Annotated in this window: 19 protein-coding genes; all 19 read right to left on the bottom strand. The window is 67.6% G+C overall.

Annotated features, from left to right (window positions below; translation table 11 throughout):
- Window positions 1-81 precede the first annotated feature (81 nt).
- Window positions 82-498 carry a DUF4149 domain-containing protein gene (locus tag YS110_02240; protein ID UJB63660.1) on the bottom strand — a complete coding sequence of 139 codons (417 nt, stop codon included), beginning with the start codon at window positions 496-498 and terminating at the stop codon, window positions 82-84.
- 3 nt (window positions 499-501) lie between these two features.
- Entirely contained in the window at window positions 502-978 is a 477-nt protein-coding gene (greA, locus tag YS110_02235) for a transcription elongation factor GreA (protein UJB63659.1), read from the bottom strand.
- Window positions 979-1,107: 129 nt separating this feature from the next.
- Complete coding sequence (gene carB, locus YS110_02230; GenBank protein UJB63658.1) at window positions 1,108-4,353, bottom strand: carbamoyl-phosphate synthase large subunit; 3,246 nt, start codon at window positions 4,351-4,353, stop codon at window positions 1,108-1,110.
- Window positions 4,353-5,516, bottom strand: a complete 1,164-nt coding sequence (gene carA, locus YS110_02225; GenBank protein UJB63657.1) for a glutamine-hydrolyzing carbamoyl-phosphate synthase small subunit — start codon at window positions 5,514-5,516, stop codon at window positions 4,353-4,355. Before carA ends, carB begins: the two co-directional genes overlap by 1 nt.
- Before the next feature lie 237 nt (window positions 5,517-5,753).
- Window positions 5,754-6,530, bottom strand: a complete 777-nt coding sequence (locus YS110_02220) for an RNA methyltransferase (protein UJB63656.1) — start codon at window positions 6,528-6,530, stop codon at window positions 5,754-5,756.
- An 8-nt stretch (window positions 6,531-6,538) separates the two neighbouring features.
- Complete coding sequence (gene rnhB / locus YS110_02215) at window positions 6,539-7,159, bottom strand: ribonuclease HII (GenBank protein ID UJB63655.1); 621 nt, start codon at window positions 7,157-7,159, stop codon at window positions 6,539-6,541.
- A complete protein-coding gene (gene lpxB, locus YS110_02210; protein ID UJB63654.1) occupies window positions 7,131-8,294 on the bottom strand; it encodes a lipid-A-disaccharide synthase in 1,164 nt (387 codons plus the stop codon). The genes rnhB and lpxB overlap by 29 nt, the downstream gene beginning before the upstream one ends.
- Window positions 8,295-8,299: 5 nt before the next feature.
- Window positions 8,300-9,088, bottom strand: a complete 789-nt coding sequence (gene lpxA / locus YS110_02205) for an acyl-ACP--UDP-N-acetylglucosamine O-acyltransferase (GenBank protein ID UJB63653.1) — start codon at window positions 9,086-9,088, stop codon at window positions 8,300-8,302.
- A 26-nt stretch (window positions 9,089-9,114) separates the two neighbouring features.
- Entirely contained in the window at window positions 9,115-9,555 is a 441-nt protein-coding gene (gene fabZ / locus YS110_02200) for a 3-hydroxyacyl-ACP dehydratase FabZ (protein ID UJB63652.1), read from the bottom strand.
- 16 nt (window positions 9,556-9,571) lie between these two features.
- Window positions 9,572-10,552, bottom strand: a complete 981-nt coding sequence (gene lpxD, locus YS110_02195) for a UDP-3-O-(3-hydroxymyristoyl)glucosamine N-acyltransferase (protein ID UJB63651.1) — start codon at window positions 10,550-10,552, stop codon at window positions 9,572-9,574.
- A gap of 22 nt (window positions 10,553-10,574) precedes the next feature.
- Window positions 10,575-11,096, bottom strand: a complete 522-nt coding sequence (locus YS110_02190; GenBank protein UJB63650.1) for an OmpH family outer membrane protein — start codon at window positions 11,094-11,096, stop codon at window positions 10,575-10,577.
- Window positions 11,096-13,393: an outer membrane protein assembly factor BamA gene (gene bamA, locus YS110_02185; GenBank protein ID UJB63649.1), complete on the bottom strand. Its 2,298-nt coding sequence runs from the start codon at window positions 13,391-13,393 to the stop codon at window positions 11,096-11,098. The genes YS110_02190 and bamA overlap by 1 nt, the downstream gene beginning before the upstream one ends.
- A 43-nt stretch (window positions 13,394-13,436) precedes the next feature.
- Window positions 13,437-14,804: an RIP metalloprotease RseP gene (gene rseP / locus YS110_02180; protein ID UJB63648.1), complete on the bottom strand. Its 1,368-nt coding sequence runs from the start codon at window positions 14,802-14,804 to the stop codon at window positions 13,437-13,439.
- A 13-nt stretch (window positions 14,805-14,817) separates the two neighbouring features.
- Window positions 14,818-15,996 carry a 1-deoxy-D-xylulose-5-phosphate reductoisomerase gene (locus YS110_02175; protein UJB63647.1) on the bottom strand — a complete coding sequence of 393 codons (1,179 nt, stop codon included), beginning with the start codon at window positions 15,994-15,996 and terminating at the stop codon, window positions 14,818-14,820.
- A complete protein-coding gene (locus YS110_02170; protein ID UJB63646.1) occupies window positions 15,993-16,847 on the bottom strand; it encodes a phosphatidate cytidylyltransferase in 855 nt (284 codons plus the stop codon). The genes YS110_02175 and YS110_02170 overlap by 4 nt, the downstream gene beginning before the upstream one ends.
- Window positions 16,848-16,857: 10 nt before the next feature.
- Complete coding sequence (uppS, locus tag YS110_02165) at window positions 16,858-17,577, bottom strand: di-trans,poly-cis-decaprenylcistransferase (GenBank protein UJB63645.1); 720 nt, start codon at window positions 17,575-17,577, stop codon at window positions 16,858-16,860.
- Window positions 17,578-17,610: 33 nt separating this feature from the next.
- Entirely contained in the window at window positions 17,611-18,171 is a 561-nt protein-coding gene (frr, locus tag YS110_02160; GenBank protein UJB63644.1) for a ribosome recycling factor, read from the bottom strand.
- A 34-nt stretch (window positions 18,172-18,205) separates the two neighbouring features.
- Window positions 18,206-18,928 carry a UMP kinase gene (locus YS110_02155; GenBank protein ID UJB63643.1) on the bottom strand — a complete coding sequence of 241 codons (723 nt, stop codon included), beginning with the start codon at window positions 18,926-18,928 and terminating at the stop codon, window positions 18,206-18,208.
- Between the two features lie 60 nt (window positions 18,929-18,988).
- Entirely contained in the window at window positions 18,989-19,918 is a 930-nt protein-coding gene (locus tag YS110_02150) for an elongation factor Ts (protein ID UJB63642.1), read from the bottom strand.
- Window positions 19,919-19,920 lie beyond the last annotated feature (2 nt).

The following is a 19,920-nucleotide window of genomic DNA, read 5'->3' as shown; positions in this document are numbered from 1 at the left end:
CCGAGCAAGCCAGACCAGTTCGAAAATAATAGCTTCCAGCGCTTGCCTGATAGGCGCCTGAGCGGTTCTTGGCTACGAAAACTACTCCTGACGGCGCAGCGCCAGCCGCCACAGCACCACGGCGGCGCAAACCCACTGCAGCGCGTACAGCACCGAGCCCAGGCCGTGCCACAGCTTGAGGTTCTCGCGCGCCACGATACGCGGGGCCACGCCGTACTGCACGAGCAGCGCGAACAGCAGCCCGGCCACTACGAAACCGATAGCGGCTCGCGCCCACTCCTCCAGCGTTTCAGCCCCTTTTTGCCGTGAAAGCACAAGCAGCACGACGCAGCACGCCACGGACACCCAGGTTTGCGCAGCGAACAGTTTGGCGGCCATGTTGCCCGCCATGGCGGGCGTGGGCAGGTGGGCAAATAGCAGCGGCACGGCCATGAAGCCGATGACCGAGAGGCTGCCCCACCACAGGGCCGCCGCGAACAGGGGCAGGCGCTGGACCATGGCTCAGAGATAGCTGACCGACACCACTTCGTAGCGGCGCAGGCCGCCGGGTGCCTGCACCTCGGCGGTGTCGCCCTCTTCCTTGCCGATGAGCGCGCGCGCGATGGGGCTGGAGACGTTGATGAGGCCGAGCTTCAGGTCGGCTTCGTCTTCGCCGACGATCTGGTACTTCACGGTATCGCCGCTGTCTTCGTCTTCCAGCTCCACGGTGGCGCCGAAGACCACGCGGCCGCCAGCGTCGAGCTGCGAGGGGTCGATGATCTGCGCGGCCGAGAGCTTGCCCTCGACTTCCTGGATGCGGCCCTCGATGAAGCCCTGGCGGTCCTTGGCTGCTTCGTACTCGGCGTTCTCGCTCAGGTCGCCCTGGGCGCGCGCCTCGGCGATGGCGGCGATGACGGCGGGGCGGTCCACGGTCTTGAGGCGGTGCAGCTCTTCCTTGAGCTTCTCGGCGCCGCGCTTGGTGATGGGAATGGTGGCCATTGCAAAGTCTCCATGCTCAACGAACGGGCCGCGTCCTTGATGGGGCGGCCCGGGAAAAAGGGAAACCGCCGCGCGTTGCCGCGCGGCGGTTTCAGTTCAGCGGCAATTATGCCCGATCAGCCCTGGGGCTCAGGCCTGCAGCTGGGCGTGCATTTCCTGCACGGAAATCACGTTCAGCTGGCCCATGGCCTTCATGCCATCGACGGCGGCCTCGGCGCCGAAGATGGTGGTGAAGGTGGTCACGCGCGCCAGCAGCGCATTGGTGCGGATGGCGCGCGAGTCGGCGATGGCGTTGCGGCGCTCTTCCACGGTGTTGATGACCATGGCGATCTCGTTGCTCTTCATCATGTCCACGATGTTCGGGCGGCCTTCGGTCACCTTGTTGACCACCGTGACGGGCACGCCTGCGGCGGCGATGGCCGCCGCCGTGCCGCGCGTGGCCAGCAGCTCGAAGCCCATGGCCGCGAGTTCGCGCGCGATGGCCACGGCGCGCGGCTTGTCGGCGTTCTTCACCGTGAGGAACACCTTGCCCGAGGTGGGCAGCCGCGTGCCGGCGCCGAGCTGGCTCTTGACGAAGGCTTCGCCGAAGGTCTTGCCCACGCCCATGACTTCGCCGGTGGACTTCATCTCGGGGCCGAGGATGGTGTCCACGCCGGGGAACTTGACGAACGGGAACACGGCCTCCTTCACGCTGAAGTACGGCGGCGTGACTTCCTTGGTGATGCCCTGCGCGGCCAGCGTCTGGCCCGCCATGCAGCGCGCGGCCACCTTGGCAAGCTGGATGCCCGTGGCCTTACTGACGAAGGGCACGGTGCGGCTGGCACGCGGGTTCACTTCGAGCACGTAGATCACGTCGCCGCCTTCGGTTTCCTGGATGGCGAACTGCACGTTCATCAGGCCGACGACGTTCAGGCCCTCGGCCATGGCGGCGGTCTGGCGCTTGATCTCGGCCACGGTCTCGGGCTTGAGGTAGTACGGCGGCAGCGAGCAGGCCGAGTCGCCCGAGTGCACGCCGGCCTGCTCGATGTGCTCCATCACGCCGCCGATGAAGACGGCGCCGGTGGCATCGCGCACGCAGTCCACATCGCACTCGATGGCGTTCGACAGGAAGTGGTCGAGCAGCACGGGCGAGTCGTTGCTGACCTTGACGGCCTCGCGCATGTAGCGCTCCAGGTCGCGCTGCTCGTGCACGATTTCCATGGCGCGTCCGCCCAGCACGTAGCTGGGGCGCACCACCAGCGGATAGCCCAGCGCGGCGGCCTTTTCCAGCGCCTCGGCCTCGGTGCGGGCCGTGGCGTTGGGCGGCTGGCGCAGGCCCAGCGAGTGCAGCAGCTGCTGGAAGCGCTCGCGGTCCTCGGCGGCGTCGATCATGTCGGGCGTGGTGCCGATGATGGGCACGCCCTCGGCCTCCAGGCCCAGCGCCAGCTTCAAGGGCGTCTGGCCGCCGTACTGCACGATCACGCCCTCGGGCTTTTCCTTGTCCACGATTTCCAGCACGTCCTCAAGCGTGAGCGGCTCGAAGTACAGGCGGTCGGAGGTGTCGTAGTCGGTCGAGACGGTCTCGGGGTTGCAGTTGACCATGATGGTCTCGTAGCCGTCCTCGCGCATCGCCAGCGCAGCGTGCACGCAGCAATAGTCGAACTCGATGCCCTGGCCGATGCGGTTCGGGCCGCCGCCGAGCACCATGATCTTCTTCTTGCTGGTCGGCGCCGCTTCGCATTCCTCGTCGTACGTGGAGTACATGTAGGCGGTGTTGGTCGGGAACTCGGCGGCGCAGGTGTCCACGCGCTTGTAGACCGGGCGCACGTTCAGGGCGCGGCGCGCCTCGCGCACGGCCTTGTCGCTGGTCTTGAGCAGCTTGGCCAGGCGGCGGTCGGAGAAGCCCTTCTGCTTGAGCGCGCGCAGTGTGGCAGCGTCGAGCGCGGCCAGCGCCTGCGCGCCCTTCTCGGCCACCAGCTTGTCGAGGTCGAGTTCGATCTTCACGATCTCCTCGATCTGCACCAGGAACCAGCGGTCGATCTTGGTCAGCTCGAACACCTCGTCCACCGACAGGCCCATGGCGAAGGCGTCGCCCACGTACCAGATGCGCTCGGGGCCGGGCTCGCCCAGTTCCTTTTCGAGCACCTCGCGGTCCTGGGTCTTCTCGTTCAGGCCGTCCACGCCCACTTCGAGGCCGCGCAGCGCCTTCTGGAACGATTCCTGGAAGGTGCGGCCCATGGCCATGACCTCGCCCACGCTCTTCATCTGCGTGGTCAGGCGGTCGTCGGCGGCGGGGAACTTCTCGAACGCGAAGCGCGGGATCTTGGTCACCACGTAGTCGATCGAGGGCTCGAACGACGCGGGCGTGGCGCCGCCGGTAATGTCGTTCTTCAGTTCGTCGAGCGTGTAGCCCACAGCCAGCTTGGCCGCCACCTTGGCGATGGGGAAGCCCGTGGCCTTGGATGCGAGCGCCGAGGAGCGCGACACGCGCGGGTTCATCTCGATCACGATCATGCGGCCGTCCTTCGGGTTCACCGAGAACTGCACGTTGGAGCCGCCCGTGTCCACGCCGATCTCGCGCAGCACCGCCAGGCTGGCGTTGCGCATGATCTGGTATTCCTTGTCGGTCAGCGTCTGCGCCGGAGCCACGGTGATCGAGTCGCCCGTGTGCACGCCCATGGGGTCGAGGTTCTCTATGGAGCAGACGATGATGCAGTTGTCCTTCTTGTCGCGGACGACCTCCATCTCGTACTCCTTCCAGCCGAGCAGCGATTCCTCGATCAGCAACTCGTTGGTCGGCGAGGCTTCGAGGCCGCGCTTGCAGATGATCTCGAATTCCTCGGGGTTGTAGGCGATGCCGCCGCCCGTGCCGCCCAGCGTGAAGCTGGGGCGGATGACGGTGGGGAAGCCCACGTTCTTCTGCACGGCCCAGGCTTCTTCCATCGAATGCGCGATGCCCGAGCGTGCCGAGCCGAGGCCGATGCGCGTCATCGCGTCCTTGAACTTCAGGCGGTCCTCGGCCTTGTCGATGGCCTCGGGCGTGGCACCGATCAGCTCCACCTTGTGCTTGTGCAAAACCCCGTTGCGCCACAGGTCGAGCGCGCAGTTCAGCGCGGTCTGGCCGCCCATGGTGGGCAGGATGGCGTCGGGGCGCTCCTTGGCGATGATCTTCTCGACCGTCTGCCAGGTGATGGGCTCGATGTAGGTCACGTCGGCCGTTGCCGGGTCGGTCATGATCGTCGCGGGGTTGCTGTTGATCAGGATGACGCGGTAGCCCTCTTCGCGCAGGGCCTTGCAGGCCTGCACGCCGGAGTAGTCGAACTCGCAGGCCTGGCCGATGATGATCGGGCCGGCGCCAATGATGAGGATCGATTTGAGGTCGGTGCGCTTTGGCATTATTTCTTCTCCATCAGCGCGGTGAAGCGGTCGAACAGGTAGGCGATGTCATGCGGGCCGGGCGAGGCCTCAGGGTGGCCCTGGAAGCAGAACGCAGGCTTGTCGGTGCGCTCCAGGCCCTGCAACGTGCCGTCGAACAGGCTGATGTGCGTGGGACGCAGCGTGGCGGGCAGGGACTGCATATCCACGGCGAAGCCATGGTTCTGGCTGGTGATGCTCACGCGGCCGGTGTCGAGGTCCTTCACCGGATGGTTGGCGCCGTGGTGGCTGTTGTCCATCTTGAAGGTCTTGGCACCGCTGGCCAGGGCCATGATCTGGTGGCCCAGGCAGATGCCGAAGGTGGGCACGCCGCTGTCCAGGATCTGCTGCACCGCCGTGATGGCGTAGCCGCAGGCCGCCGGGTCGCCGGGGCCGTTGGACAGGAAGATGCCGTCCGGGTTCATCGCCAGCACCTCGGCGGCTGGCGTTTGCGCCGGCACCACCGTGAGCGCGCAGCCGCGGCTGGCCAGCATGCGCAGGATGTTGTGCTTGACGCCGAAGTCATACGCCACCACCTTGAAGCGCGGCGCGGTCTGCTGGCCATAGCCCTGGCCCAGTTCCCACTCGGTCTGGTCCCAGGTGTAGGGCTGCGTGGTGGAGACGACCTTGGCCAGGTCCAGCCCGTTCATGTCGGGCGCGGCCTTGGCGGCGGCCACGGCGGCGGCGATGCGCTCGGGCGTGGCGGCCTCGCCCGCGGCCAGGCCGACGATGGCGCCGTTCTGCGCGCCCTTGTCGCGCAGCAGGCGCGTGAGGCGGCGCGTGTCGATGTTGGCAATGGCCACGGTGTTCTCGCGCGCCAGGTATTGCGAGAGGGTTTCGGTCTGGCGGAAGTTGCTCGCCAGCAGGGGCAGGTTCTTGATGATCAGGCCCGCGGCATGGATCTTGTCGGCCTCGACATCCTCGGGGTTGACGCCGTAGTTGCCGATGTGCGGATACGTGAGCGTCACGATCTGCTGGCAGTAGCTGGGGTCGGTGAGGATTTCCTGGTAGCCGGTGATGGAGGTGTTGAACACCACCTCACCGACGGTGGTGCCGGTGGCACCGATCGAGTTACCGATAAAGACCGTGCCGTCTGCGAGCGCCAGGATGGCGGGTGGGAAAGCTCCCTGTAGAGACAAAAGCACTGGGTTCTCCGGATGGTTGCGGTCGCCCGGCGCCTGAAGGCCACTCGTGCACGCGGTGGTGCGCGCGCAGTACACAAGTGCCCGTGGCTGCTCTCAGATAGGTTGTTGCTTTGGGGTGCGATCGGGCGACGCTATTGCGAGAAAAGCCTCTGATTATACCAAGCCCCTCTTTCCCGAGCCCTGCCGCCAGGATAACCGCAGGCCCGCGCCGGAAGCGGCGAGGAACGGCAAAAACCATCAGCGCGCGGCGCCGCTCGCGTGCAGGCAGATGGCCGCCGCGGCCGCCACGTTGAGCGACTCCTCGCCCCCGGGCTGGGCGATGCGGATGCGCTGCGCAGCCAGCGCCTCCAGCGCGGGCGCCACCCCCTGGCCCTCGTGGCCCAGCACCCAGGCGCACGGCCACGGCAGCGCGGCCCGGTGCAGGTAGTCGCCCTGGTGCGAGCTGGTGACCAGCAAGGGCAGCCCCAGCGCCTGCACCTGCGCCAGCCCTGCGCCCTCGACCAGGCGCAAGGCAAAATGCGCGCCCATGCCGGCGCGCAGCACCTTCGGTGACCACAGCGCCGCACACCCCTTGAGGGCGAGCACCTGGGCGAACCCGAACGCCGAGGCGCTGCGCAGGATCGAACCGACGTTGCCCGCGTCCTGCAGGCGGTCGAGCACCACGGTGGCCGCGCCCGGCTGCAGCGCAGGCGCGGCGGCCAGGTCGAGCACGAACCCCATGCCCTGCGGCGCGGGCGACTCCAGCCCGCTGATATCGGTCCAGAGCGCGTCCGCAAGAACTATGTTTTTCATAGCTGCTTGCGCGTACTGGGATTGGGCCAGAGGCCAAAAAGACTCCGAAAACACGGCCACCGCCGGACGCTGGCCGCGCGCCAGCAGCGCCCGGCACAGGTGGTCGCCTTCCAGCCAGACGCGCCCCTGCTTGCGGTAGGCCGTGCTGTCCTGCGCCAGGCGGCGCAGGTCCTTGACGAAAGCGTTGTCGCGGGAATGAACGAAGGTGACGGAGGATGGCATGCGATCCCTCAGAGAAGCTGTGCGACGGGCGCGAACGTGCGCCGGTGTTCGGGACACGCGCCATGCGCGCGCAGTGCCGCCATGTGCGCCGCCGTGCCATAGCCCTTGTGCCCGGCAAAGCCGTACTGCGGGTAGCGCTCGTGCAGTTGCGCGCACCAGCGGTCGCGGTGCACCTTGGCCAGGATGGACGCCGCCGAGATGGCCTGCACGCGCGCGTCGCCCTTGACGATGGCCTCGGCGGGCACGTCGAGCACGGGCAGGCGGTTGCCATCGACCAGCACCATCACCGGCTTGAGGCGCAGCCCCTGCACTGCCCGGCGCATGGCCAGCAGCGTGGCCTGCAGGATGTTCAGGCGGTCGATTTCCTCGACGCTGGCCTCGGCGATGCTGCAGCACAGCGCATGGGCGCGGATCTCGTCGAACAGCGCCTCGCGCCGCGCCGGGCTCAGCTTCTTGGAGTCGGCCAGCCCGGCGATGGGCCGCTGGTCGTCCAGGATCACCGCGGCCGCGACCACGGGCCCGGCCAGCGGACCGCGCCCGGCTTCGTCCACGCCCGCAATGAGGCCGGGGGGATGCCACGGCAGGGGCACTTGCAGCGGCTCAGGCGCCAAGGACTTTCTGGATCGCATCGGCAGCCAATCGGGGGGTATCGCGCAGCAATTCATGGTGCAGCGCCGTGAAGCGCTGCTCCAGGGCTGCCAGGGTGCCGGGCGCTTCGGCACGGGCCCGCAGCCAGCGCAGCGTGGCGGCGGCCAGCGCCTCGGGCGTGGCAGCATCCTGGATCAGCTCCGGCACCACGAAGTCGCCGCACAGGATATTGGGCAGCCCCACCCACGGCTGGAGCTGCTTGCGCCGCATCAGGCGCCAGCTCCAGCCCTGCATGCGGTAGCCGATCACCATGGGGCGCTTGAACAGCGCGGCCTCCAGCGTGGCGGTGCCGCTGGCGATCAGCGTGGCATCGCAGGCCGCCAGCACGGTGTGCGACTGGCCCGTGACGATCCGCAGCCGGTCGGCCACGCCGCAGTCGCGCGCCACCTCGGCGATGCGCTCCTGCAGCGCGGGCACCGCGGGGACTACCATTTTGATAGCTGGTAGCGCTTGCTGGATAAGGGCTGCGGCCTGAAAGAATGCCGGAGCGATGTACTGCACCTCGGCCGAGCGGCTGCCCGGGAGAATCGCCAGCACGGTGTCTCCGGGCGCCAAACCCAGTTGGGCACGCGCCGCGGCGCGGTCCGGCACCAGGGGAATCACGCTGGCCAGCGGATGGCCGACGTAGCTGGCGGAAATGCCATGGCGCGCCAGCAGCTCGGGCTCGAACGGGAAGATGCACAGCACGTGGTCGGCCGCGCGGCGGATTTTCTCCACCCGGCCGGCGCGCCAGGCCCAGATCGAGGGGCAGACGAAATGCACGGTCTTGATGCCGGCAGCGCGCAGGTCGGCCTCCAGGCCCAGGTTGAAGTCCGGGGCATCGACGCCGATGAACACGTCGGGCCGGTTCTGCAGCAAATCCGCGCGCAGCGTCTTGCGCATGCGCAGCAGCTCGCGCAAGCGGCGCAGCACCTCCAGGCTGTAGCCATGCACGGCCAGCCGGTCGCTGGGCCAGCGCGCATCGAAGCCCCGGCGCGCCATCTGCGGCCCGCCGATGCCATGGGCCGTCAACGCGGGCCAGTGGGCCTGCATGCCGTCGAGCAACAGGCCCGCCAGCAGATCGCCCGAAGTTTCGCCCGCCACCATCGCGATGCGGGGCGCATGCCGTTCGCTCATGGGCTCTAACGGGCGATGCCCTGGGCGGATGCGGCCAGGAAGGTGTCCATCACCGCCACGTCCTGCGCCGCCTCGGGCGCCTGCGCGGCCAGCGCCTGGATGGCCTGGCGGGCCTGCTCCAGCGTCAGCCCCTGGCGGTACAGCAGCTTGTGCATCTCGCGGATAGACGCGATGCGTTCGGCGGAGAAATCGCGGCGGCGCAGCCCCACGAGGTTCACGCCGCGCACGGCCAGCGGGTTGCCGTCCACCACCATGAACGGGGGAACGTCCTTGCCGATGTGGCTGGCGAAGCCCACCATGGCGTGCGCGCCGATGCGCATGCGCTGCAGCACGCCCGTGAGCCCGCCCACGGTGGCCCAGTCGCCCACCTCCACGTGGCCGGCCAGCGTGGTGTTGTTGGCCATGGTGGTCTGGTGCCCCACCACGCAGTCGTGCGCGATGTGCACGTAGGCCATGATCCAGTTGTCGTCGCCGATGGTGGTCACGCCCTTGTCCTGGGCCGTGCCGGTGTTGACGGTGCAGAACTCGCGGATGGTGTTGCGGTCGCCGATGACGAGCCGCGTGTCCTCACCCGCGTACTTCTTGTCCTGCGGCACCGCGCCGAGCGAGGCGAACTGGAAGATGCGGTTGTCCCGGCCGATGGTGGTGCGCCCCTCGATCACGCAATGCGCGCCCACACGGGTGCCCGCGCCAATGCGCACGTGCGGGCCGATGACGGCGTAGGGGCCAATGGTCACGCCCGGGTCGATCTCGGCCCCGGCATCGACAATGGCGGTCTGGTGGATGTTGCTCACGGCGCGTGACGGCACTCTGGCCCGTGTCAGCCCACTTGGCGCATGGTGCACATCAGTTGTGCCTCGCACGCGACTTCGTCGCCCACGCGGCCCACGCCGTTGAACTTCCAGATGCCGCCGCGCACGCGGTCGATGGTGATGTCCAGGATGAGCTGGTCGCCGGGCTCCACGGGACGCTTGAAGCGCGCGCCGTCGATGCCGACGAAGTAGTAGATGTTGTTTTCGTCCGGCACCTGGCCCATGGCATCGAAGGCCAGCAGCCCGGCGGCCTGGGCCAGCGCTTCCAGGATCAATACCCCCGGCATGACGGGACGGCCAGGGAAATGGCCCATGAAATACGGCTCGTTGAACGTGACGTTCTTGATGGCCCGGATGCGCTGGTTGCGTTCAAGCTCGACCACCTTGTCCACCAGCAGGAAGGGGTAGCGGTGGGGCAGCTGCTTGAGGATTGCGTGAATATCCATCATCTGGTTTTCCGTTTTTCTATGTGGCTTTCAGTGCCTGTTCCAGCGCCTTGATGCGTTCGCGCAAGGCGTGCAATTGCTTGAGTGTGGCGGCGTTCTTTTCCCACTTGGCGTTTTCGTCGGCGGGAAACATGCCGGTGTACAGGCCGGGCTGGCTGATCGAACGCGTCACGGTGGTGGCGGCGGATACATGCACGTGGTCGGCCAGCGCCAGGTGGCCCAGCACAATGCCGCCGCCGCCCACCGTGCAATGCGCACCGATGCGTGCACTGCCCGCCACGCCCGCGCAGCCCGCCATGGCCGCATGCCGCCCGACGTGCACGTTGTGGCCGATCTGCACCAGGTTGTCGAGCTTCACGCCATCCTCGATGACCGTGTCGTCGAGCGCGCCGCGGTCCACGCAGGTGTTGGCACCAAGCTCCACGTCGTCGCCGATGCGCACCGCGCCCAGTTGCTCGATCTTGACCCAGGCGCCGTCCTCGGGCGCGAAGCCGAAACCGTCGGCGCCGATCACGACGCCCGCATGCAGGATGCAGCGCGCGCCCACTTGGCAATCCTCGCCCACGGTAACGCGCGACTTGAGCCAGGTGTGGGCCCCGATGCGCGCGCCGCGCTCGACCACGCACAGCGGGCCAATGGTGGCGCTGGCATCGACCTGCGCGTCCGGGTGCACCACGGCACTGGGGTGCACGCCCGGCGCCTGCCCCCTGCCCTGCACCTGGCGCCACAGCTGGGTGGCGCGCGCGAAGTAGGCATAGGGGTTGGCGGCGACGATGCAGGCACCGCGCTGGCGGGCTTGCTCCCGCAGCGCAGGCGCCACAATGACGCAGGCCGCCTGGGAGGCGGCCAGCTGCTGTTGGTAGCGGGGATTGCTGAGAAAGCTCAGATCGCCCGGGCCGGCGGATTCCAGGGGGGCTATGCGTGCAATGCGGGTCTCGCGTGCCGCCCCCTCCAGTTCGCCGCCGAGCGCATCGACGATCTGCCCTAGCAGCAAGCTCACACGCGATCCTGCGAACGGCGCATCACTTGGCGGCGGCGTTGAGCGCCTTGAGCACCTTGTCGGTGATGTCGTGCTTGGGGTTGATGTAGACGGCTTCCTGCAGGATCACGTCGTACTTCTCCTGCTCGGCCACCTGCTTGACGACCTTGTTGGCACGCTCCAGCACCTGGGCCAGCTCCTCGTTCTTGCGCGCGCTCAGGTCTTCCTGGAACTCGCGGCGCTTGCGCTGGAACTCGCGGTCCTGATCGACGAGCTGGCGCTGGCGCGTCTGGCGCTGGCTTTCGGCCATGGTGGGCGCGTCGCGCTCGAACTTTTCCGACGCGGACTTGAGGGTGTTGCCCATGTCCATGAGTTCCTTCTCGCGCTTGGCGAATTCCTGCTCGAGCTTGGACTGCGCGGCCTTGGCGGCGTTGGCTTCGCGGAACAGGCGGTCGGTGTTGACGAAACCCGCCTTGAATTCTTCGGCATGCGCGGCCAACGGAGCCGCCAGAGCCATGGAGCCCAGCAACACGGCCAGGGAGAAATGACGAGAGAAGGTTTTCATTAGAAGGACGTTCCGATTTGGAATTGCAGTTTCTGGATTTTATCGCCTGCTTGCTTGCGCACGGGCTGTGCATAGGCGATGCGCAGCGGCCCCAGCGGCGAAATCCAGCTCAGGCCCAGGCCCGCGGAAGCGCGCATTTCGCCGAAGCTGATTTTTTCGTTGTCGCCGAACACGTTGCCCGCATCGACGAAGCCGAAGACACGCAGCGTGCGGTCGTTGCCGGCGCCGGGGAACGGCGCGACCAGCTCGGCGTTGAGCGTGACCTTCTTCGGGCCGCCGAGCGACGCGCCCGTGATGTCGCGCGGACCCAGCGTGCCCTGATCGAAGCCGCGCACCGAACCGAGGCCGCCCGAGTAGAAGTTCTTGAACACCGGGAACGGACGGCCGCCGATGCCCTTGCCCAGGCCCAGCTCGCCGTTGAACGCCAGGGTGAACTTCTTGTTCAGCGGCACGTACTGCTGGTACTGGTAGTTGGCACGCACGTAGCGCGCGTCGCCCGCCACGGACCACTCCGAATTCAGGCGCTGGTAGCGGCCGGAGTTGGGCGCCAGCGCGCTGTCGCGGTCATCGCGCGACCAGCCGATCGTCAGCGGCACACCGGTGCTGCTGTAACCATAGGCATCGGCATAGGCGAGGTAGGCCGCCGGGATGTTGGTGCCGGCCTTGATGCGCGTGTGCTCCAGCCCGCCGCCGAAGAAAACCGTGTCCACCTCGCTGAACGGCACGCCGAAGCGCACGCTGGTCCCGGTGGTGACGATCTCGTAGTTGCCGCCCTGGTCCTGGTAGGGCTTGTCGGTGCGATAGTAGAGATCGAAGGTGCGCGAGATGCCGCTCTGGGTGAAGTACGGATCGGTGGTGGAGAACACCAGGGTGCGGCGGTACTTGCTGGTGTTCACGTCCACGCCCAGGTAGTTGCCCGAGCCGAACACGTTGTCCTGCTTGATGCTGAACGAGAGCGCGATCTTCTCGGCGCTCGAGAAGCCCGCGCCGAGCTGCAGCGAGCCCGTGGGCTTTTCCGCCACGTTGATCACCAGGTCCACCTGGTCGGGCGAGCCGGGCACGTCCTGCGTCTCGACGTTGACCTCGGTGAAATACCCCAGGCGGTCCACGCGGTCGCGCGACAGCTTGATCTTGTCGCCGTCGTACCAGGAGGCCTCGTACTGCCGGAACTCGCGGCGGATCACTTCGTCGCGCGTGCGGTTGTTGCCGCTGACCTGGATGCGGCGCACGTAGGCGCGGCGCGAAGGCTCGGCGCGCAGCACGATGGCCACGCGGTTGGTCTCGCGGTCGATCTCGGGCACGGCCTCGACGCGCGCGAACGCGAAGCCGAAGTTGCCGAAGTGCTCGGTGAAGGCCTTGGTGGTCTCGGTCACCTTGTCGGCGTTGTACGGTTCGCCCGGCTGGATGCTGACCAGCGATTTGAATTCGTCGTCACGGTCGAGGAAGTTGCCTTCGAGCTTGACGCCGGAAACCACGAAGCGCTCGCCCTCGGTCACGTTGACGGTGATGGCGATGTCCTGCTTGTCTGGCGAAATGGCCACCTGCGTGGAATCGACGCGGAACTCGAGGTAGCCGCGCTGCAGGTAGTACGAACGCAGCGTTTCCAGATCGGCATTGAGCTTCGCGCGCGCATAGCGGTCGCTCTTGGTGTACCAGCTGAGCCAGCCGCCAGTGTCCAGGTCGAACAGGCCCTTGAGCGTGGATTCGCTGAAGGCCTTGTTGCCGGTGATGTGGATTTCCTTGATGCGCGCGGGCTCGCCCTCGGACACCGTGAAGGTCAGGTTGACGCGGTTGCGCTCCACCGGGGTGACGGTGGTCACCACCTCGGCGCCGTACAGGCTCTTGTTGATGTACTGGCGCTTGAGCTCCTGCTCGGCACGGTCGGCCAGCGCCTTGTCGAACGGGCGGCCTTCGGCCAGGCCCACGTCGCGCATGGCCTTTTGCAGCGCGTCCTTGTCGAACTCCTTGGTGCCCGCGAACTCCACGTTGGCGATCGTGGGCCGCTCCTCGACCACCACCACGAGCACGTTGCCGTTGGCCTCCAGGCGCACATCCTTGAACAGGCCGAGGGCGAACAGCGCACGAATCGCGGCGGAGCCTTTTTCGTCGTTGTATTCGTCGCCCACGCGCAGCGGCAGCGAGGCAAAGATCGTGCCCGGCTCGACCCGCTGCAACCCCTCGACCCGGATGTCCTGCACCTTGAAGGGCGCGAGGGCCCAGGCGGCCTGGGATGCAAAAACCATGGCGGCGATGGCCGAAGCGGTGCGCACACCCCAGCGATTGATGTGTTTTGTCATGAGTGAAGCAGGTGTTGCCCGCGCGGGCCAGGCAGCAAAAAGATTAGCCAAAGAGCCGGGTGATATCGTTGAACAGGGCGATGGACATCATCAGAATCAGCACCGCAACGCCCGCGCGCTGCAGTCGCTCCATCCAGGCATCGGACACGCCCCTGCCGGTCACGGCCTCCCAAAGATAATACATCAGGTGGCCCCCATCCAGAACGGGCAGCGGCAACAGGTTGAGCACCCCCAGGCTGACGCTGATCAGCGCCAGAAAGCCCAGGTAATAGGCCAGCCCCATGGCCGCCGATTTGCCCGCGTAGTCGGCGATGGTCAGCGGTCCGCTGAGGTTCTTGAGCGAGGCCTCGCCGATCACCATGCGGCCCATGGTGCGCAGCGTGAGGCTGGAGACTTCCCAGGTGCGCACCGCGCCGCTCCACAGCCCTTCCAGCACGCCGTAGCGCACGGTGACCATCTCGGGCGCGGCGCCCACGTAGGCGCCGATGCGGCCAATCGGCGCATCGGCGGACTCCCAGTACAGCCCGGGCGTCACGTCCAGCGTCAAAACCTGCCCGCCGCGCTCGATGCGCCAGGCCTGCGTGAGCGCCTTGCCGTCGCGCACGGAGGCGCGGATCAGCTCGTGCAGTTGCGCGCCGTCCGTCACTTCCACCGCGCCTATCTTCAGCACCAGGTCGCCGGCACGCAATCCGGCGCCCTCGGCCGCGCCGCCCGCCATCACCTCGCCCAGCACCGGGCGCCGCCACGGCCCCTGGATGCCGATCTTGCGCAGCAACTGGGCATCGGCGTCGCCGGCCTCCAGCCGCGATGTCTCCAGCACGATCTCGCGCTGCGCGGCGCCAGGGCGCGCCTGCACGGCGAGGCGCACGTTGTCGCCTTCCAGCGCCGCGCGTGCCAGCGTCCAGCGCAGGTCCTCGAAGGAGCGCACGGGCTCGATGTCCTGCCCCCCTACGCCAACGCCCAGCACCAGTTCGCCCCCATGCAGGCCCGCCCGTTCGGCGATGGAGCCTGCGGCCGGACTGGCGAGGTACGCCTTCGGTTCCTCCACGCCGCTCCAGTTGACCACGGCGTACAGCAGCACCGCCAGCAGCAGGTTGGCCAGCGGCCCGGCCGCGACGATCGCAGCGCGGGAGCGCAGCGGCTGGTTGTTGAAGGCTAGGTGGCGCTCGCTCTCCTCCACGGGCGCCTCGCGCTCGTCGAGCATGCGCACATAGCCGCCCAGGGGAAACGCGCCGATGACGAACTCCGTCGGCGAGCCCTGCCGCCGCCAGCGCAGCAAGGGCGTACCGAAGCCCACGGAAAAGCGCAGCACCTTGACCCCGCAGGCCACGGCTACGCGGTAGTGGCCGTACTCATGCACGGCGATCAGGATGGCCAGCGCCACAAAGAAAGCAAGCACGGTCAGCAGCATCGCCGGTGCCCCCTCACGCCGCCATGCGCGCCACGGCGCCTTGCGCGACGCTGCGCGCCTCAGCATCGAGTGCCAGCAGGTCGTGCAGGCTGGCGGTGCGCGCCGGCGTGATGCGTTCGAGCGTCGCGAGGTTCACGCGGTGGATATGGTCGAAGCGCAGGCGCCGCGACAGGAAGGCGTCCACCGCCACCTCGTTCGCCGCGTTGAGGATGGCCGTCGTGCCCTCCGCCGCGCGCAGAGCCTGCCACGACAGGTGCAGCCCCGGAAAGCGCCGTGCATCGGCCTCCTCGAAAGCCAGCGCGGACAGCGTGGCGAAGTCGAGCAGGGCCGCGCCGCTCTCGATGCGTTCGGGCCAGGCCAGCCCGCAGGCGATGGGCACGCGCATGTCGGGCGTGCCCAGTTGCGCCAGGATGGAGGCATCCTTGAACTGCACCATGGAGTGGATGATCTGCTGCGGGTGGATCACCACCTTGATCTGCTCGGGTGCCATGTCGAACAGCCAGCGCGCCTCGATCACCTCCAGCGCCTTGTTCATCATGGTGGCGGAATCGACGGAGATCTTCCGCCCCATGGCGAAATTCGGGTGCGCGCACGCCTGCTCGGGCGTGATCGCCGCGAGGGTAGCCGGGTCGCGCTGGCGGAACGGGCCACCGGACGCGGTCAGCAGGATGCTGTCCACGCGCCGCGCCCAGGTGCCGCGGTCCTCCGGCAGGCACTGGAAGATGGCGGAATGCTCGCTGTCGATGGGCAGCAGCGTGCAGCCGTGCGTGCGCACCGTGTGCATGAACAGCGCCCCGCCCACCACCAGCGCCTCCTTGTTGGCCAGCAGCAGGCGCTTGCCCGCGCGCGCCGCCGCCAGGCAGGGCGCCAGGCCGGCCGCGCCCACGATGGCGCCCATGACGGCATCGACGTCGGGATGTGACGCTATGGTTTCAAGAGCGTCTGGCGCTTGCAGCACCTGGGTTGGAAGGCTATTTGCCTGAATTTTTTCGGCCAGGGCCCGCGCATGCTCGGCGCTCGCCATGACGGCATAGCGGGGCTGGAATTCGGCGCACTGGGCCAGCAGGGCATCGACCTGCGTGGCAGCGCTCAGGGCAAGCACCTCGAAACGGCCAGGGTGGCGCCGCACCACGTCCAGCGTGCTGGTGCCAATCGAGCCCGTGGAGCCCAGAACCGTCAATCGTTGCGTCATCCGTATATCCAAGAGGAAAGCATCATGGCCAGCGGCAAGGTCGGCAGCAGCGCATCCACGCGGTCGAGCACGCCGCCATGGCCTGGCAGCAAGCCGCTGCTGTCCTTGGCGCCGACGCTGCGCTTGACCAGCGACTCCACCAGGTCGCCCACCACACTCATGGCCGCCATGAAGATGGCCCCCAGCAGCAGCAGCCACCAGCCCTGCCGCGCCAGCCGGGTGTAGAAACTCGGCACCGCAGGCTGCATGGCCTGGTCCGCCCAGACCCACAGCACCGCCAGCAGCAGCACACCCGCCATGCCGCCCCAGACGCCTTCCCAGCTCTTGCCCGGGCTGATGGAGGGCGCCAGCTTGTTGCGCGTAAAACGCTGCCCGAAGGCCCGCCCGGCGAAGTAGGCGCCGATGTCGGCCACCCATACCAGGGACAGCACGGACAGCAGGAAGTTCACGCCCAGCATGCGCGCCTGCACCACGGCCAGCCACGCCAGCCACAGGGCCAGCAGGCCACCAGCCACGCGCAGCGCCTTCGGAATCTGCGGCCAGCCCGCCACGCCCGCGCGCAGCAGCCCTGCGCCACCGAGCACCCACAGGCCGCCGCCCGCGGCCCAGGCCCAGGGCATGGGCGACTGCAGGCCACCCGCCGCCCACGACAGGCCGCACAGCCCCACGCACACCGCGCCCAGGCCCAGGGCCGTGCCCTGGCCGAAGCCGTTGAGCCGCCCCCACTCCCAGGCGCCGGCCGCCATCAGCGCCAGCACCACCAGCGTGAACGGCAGCGGATCGGGGTAAAGCAAGGCTGGCAGCAGGATGGCCAGCAGAACCAGGGCGGTGATGATGCGCTGTTGGAGCATGGAATAGCCGCTAGGCGGAACGCGCGGCCTGGATTTGTTCGGAGGTCTTGCCAAAGCGGCGCTCGCGCGCGCCGTAGGCGGCAATGGCTTCATCGAGCGCGGCTTCGTCGAAGTCCGGCCAGAGGCGGTCGCTGAAGTACAGCTCGGAATAGGCTGCCTGCCACAGCAGGAAATTGCTGATGCGCATCTCGCCGCCGGTGCGGATCAGCAGATCCGGGTCCGGGACATGCGCCATGCCCATGGCGGCGTGCAGGCTGGCTTCGGTGATCGGCGCGCCACGCTGGGCCAGTGCGGCAGCGGCCTGGGCGATGTCCCAGCGGCCGCCGTAGTTGAAGCAGACGTTGAGCACCAGCGCCGTGTTGTGTGCGGTGGCGGCCTCGGACTGCGCCAGGCCGGTGCGCACCTTGTCCGACAGCCCGGCGCGCTCACCGACGAAATGCAGGCGCACGCCCTCCTTCGCCAGCTGCGGCACCTCGCGCGCCAGCGCCATGGCCATCAGTTCCATGAGGCCGGACACCTCGTCCTGCGGACGGTTCCAGTTCTCGGAGGAAAACGCGAACACCGTGAGCACATGCACGCCGCGCTCGCGGCACGCGCGCACGCAGCGGCGCAACGATTCAACCCCCTGCTTGTGGCCCACCAGGCGCGGCAGCAAGCGGCGCGAAGCCCAGCGGCCGTTGCCATCCATGACGATGGCGATGTGGTGCGGTACCACGTTGGAATCAGCCATGACTGCGTACAGCCTGCGATGTTCTGCAGGCCGTCAAATCGCCATGATTTCTTGTTCCTTGGCCGCCACCAGCGCATCGATCTCGGCGATGCGCTTGTCGGTGGATTTCTGCACGTCGGCCTCGGCGCGCTTCTGGTCGTCTTCCGACGCGAGCTTGTCCTTGACCAGCTTCTTCACGGCATCGTTGGCGTCGCGGCGCAGGTTGCGCACGGCCACCTTGGCACCCTCGGCCTCGTTGCGCGCGAGCTTGGTCATTTCCTTGCGGCGCTCCTCGCTCATCGGCGGCATGGGCACGCGGATCAGGTCACCCAGCGAGGCCGGATTCAGGCCCAGGTCGCTCTCGCGGATGGCTTTCTCGATCTTCGCGCCCATGTTCTTTTCCCAGGGCTGCACGCTGATCGTGCGCGCATCGAGCAGCGAGACGTTGGCCACCTGGGACAGCGGCACCATCGAGCCGTAGTACTCGACATGGATGGTGTCGAGCAGCGCGGGATTGGCGCGGCCGGTGCGGATCTTGGCCAGGTTGTTCTTGAACGCCTGGATGGACTGGTCCATCTTGGCTTCGGTGTTCTTCTTGATATCGGCAATGGTCATGTTCTGTTCCTTCGTGAGCGCAAAGGCCAAGCGGTCAAGCGTACACCAGCGTGCCTTCGTCCTCGCCCATCACCACGCGCTGCAGTGCGCCATGCTTGACGATGGAGAACACGCGGATCGGCAGCTTCTGGTCGCGGCACAGGGCGAACGCCGTGGCATCCATGATGCCCAGGTTGCGCGTGATGGCCTCGTCGAACGAGAGCTTGGAATACCGCGTGGCCGATGGATCCTTGTTCGGGTCGGCCGTATACACGCCATCCACCTTGGTCGCCTTGAGCACCACCTCGGCACCGATCTCGGCGCCGCGCAGCGCGGCGGCCGTATCCGTGGTGAAGAAGGGATTGCCCGTGCCGGCGGCAAACACCACCACCTTGCCCTCTTCGAGGTACTGCAGGGCCTTGGGACGCACGTAGGGCTCCACCACCTGGTCGATGGCGATGGCCGACATCACGCGCGCCGTCAGCCCCTGCTTGTCCATGGCATCGGCCAGGGCCAGGGCGTTCATCACCGTGGCCAGCATGCCCATGTAGTCGGCCGTGGCCCGGTCCATGCCCACGGCGCCGCCCGCGACACCGCGGAAAATATTCCCCCCGCCGATCACCACCGCCACCTGCACGCCCAGGCGGGTCACGCCGACCACTTCCTCGACCATGCGTTCGATAGTGGCGCGGTTGATGCCGAAGGCATCGTCACCCATCAGGGCCTCGCCAGACAACTTGAGCAGAATGCGCTTGTGGGCTGGCGTGGCGTTGGACATGGGCGGACTCTCCAAAGGCAAAAACGGTGGTGAACAGGTGAAAGGGGAAATGGCTGCCTGTCAGGCAGCCGCAGCCTTGGCGGCAGCCACTTGCGCAGCCACCTCGGCCGCGAAGTCGTCAGCCTTCTTCTCGATGCCTTCGCCCACGACGTAGAGGGTGAAGCCCTTCACGGTGGTGTTGGCGGCCTTGAGCATGGCGGCCACGGTCTGCTTGCCATCGGCGGCCTTCACGAACACCTGGTCGGCCAGCGAGACTTCCTTGAGGTACTTCTGCACGGCGCCGTCGATGCGCTTGGCGGTGATCTCGGCGCTTTGCGCGGGCTTGCCGGCAGCCACGAGTTCCTTGTTGGCTTCGTCAGCCTTGCCTTCCGCGACCGAACGCTCCTTGGCGATCAGGTCGGCGGGCACGTCGGCGCTCGTCAGGGCCACGGGCTTCATGGCGGCCACGTGCATGGCCACGTCCTTGGCGGCGGTGGCGTCACCGTCGAACTCCACGACCACGCCGATGCGCGAGCCGTGCAGGTAGGAAGCCAGGTTGGAGCCGTCGAAGCGCTTGAAGCGGCGGAACGACATGTTCTCGCCGATCTTGCCGATCAGGCCCTTGCGCACGTCTTCCAGCGTGGGGCCGAAGCTGTCCTGCGCGTAGGGCAGCGCGCCCAGGGCGTCCACGTCGGCAGGGTTGTGCTTGGCGACCAGCTCGGCGGCGGCCTTGGCCATGGCGATGAAGCTGTCGTTCTTGCTGACGAAGTCGGTCTCGCTGTTCACTTCGACCAGGGCACCGGTGGTGCCGTCGATGAAGCTGGCGACCACGCCTTCGGCCGTCACGCGGGCGGCGGCCTTGCCGGCCTTGGTGCCCAGCTTGACGCGCAGCAGCTCCTCGGCCTTGGCCATGTCGCCGTCGGCCTCGGTCAGGGCCTTCTTGCATTCCATCATCGGGGCGTCGGTCTTGGCACGCAGCTCGGCGACCATGCTTGCGGTAATTGCAGCCATTG

The sequence above is a fragment of the Acidovorax sp. YS12 genome, assembly GCA_021496925.1.
Taxonomy (GTDB): Bacteria; Pseudomonadota; Gammaproteobacteria; order Burkholderiales; family Burkholderiaceae_C; genus Paenacidovorax.
This window is presented reverse-complemented; position numbering and strand designations above follow the sequence as displayed.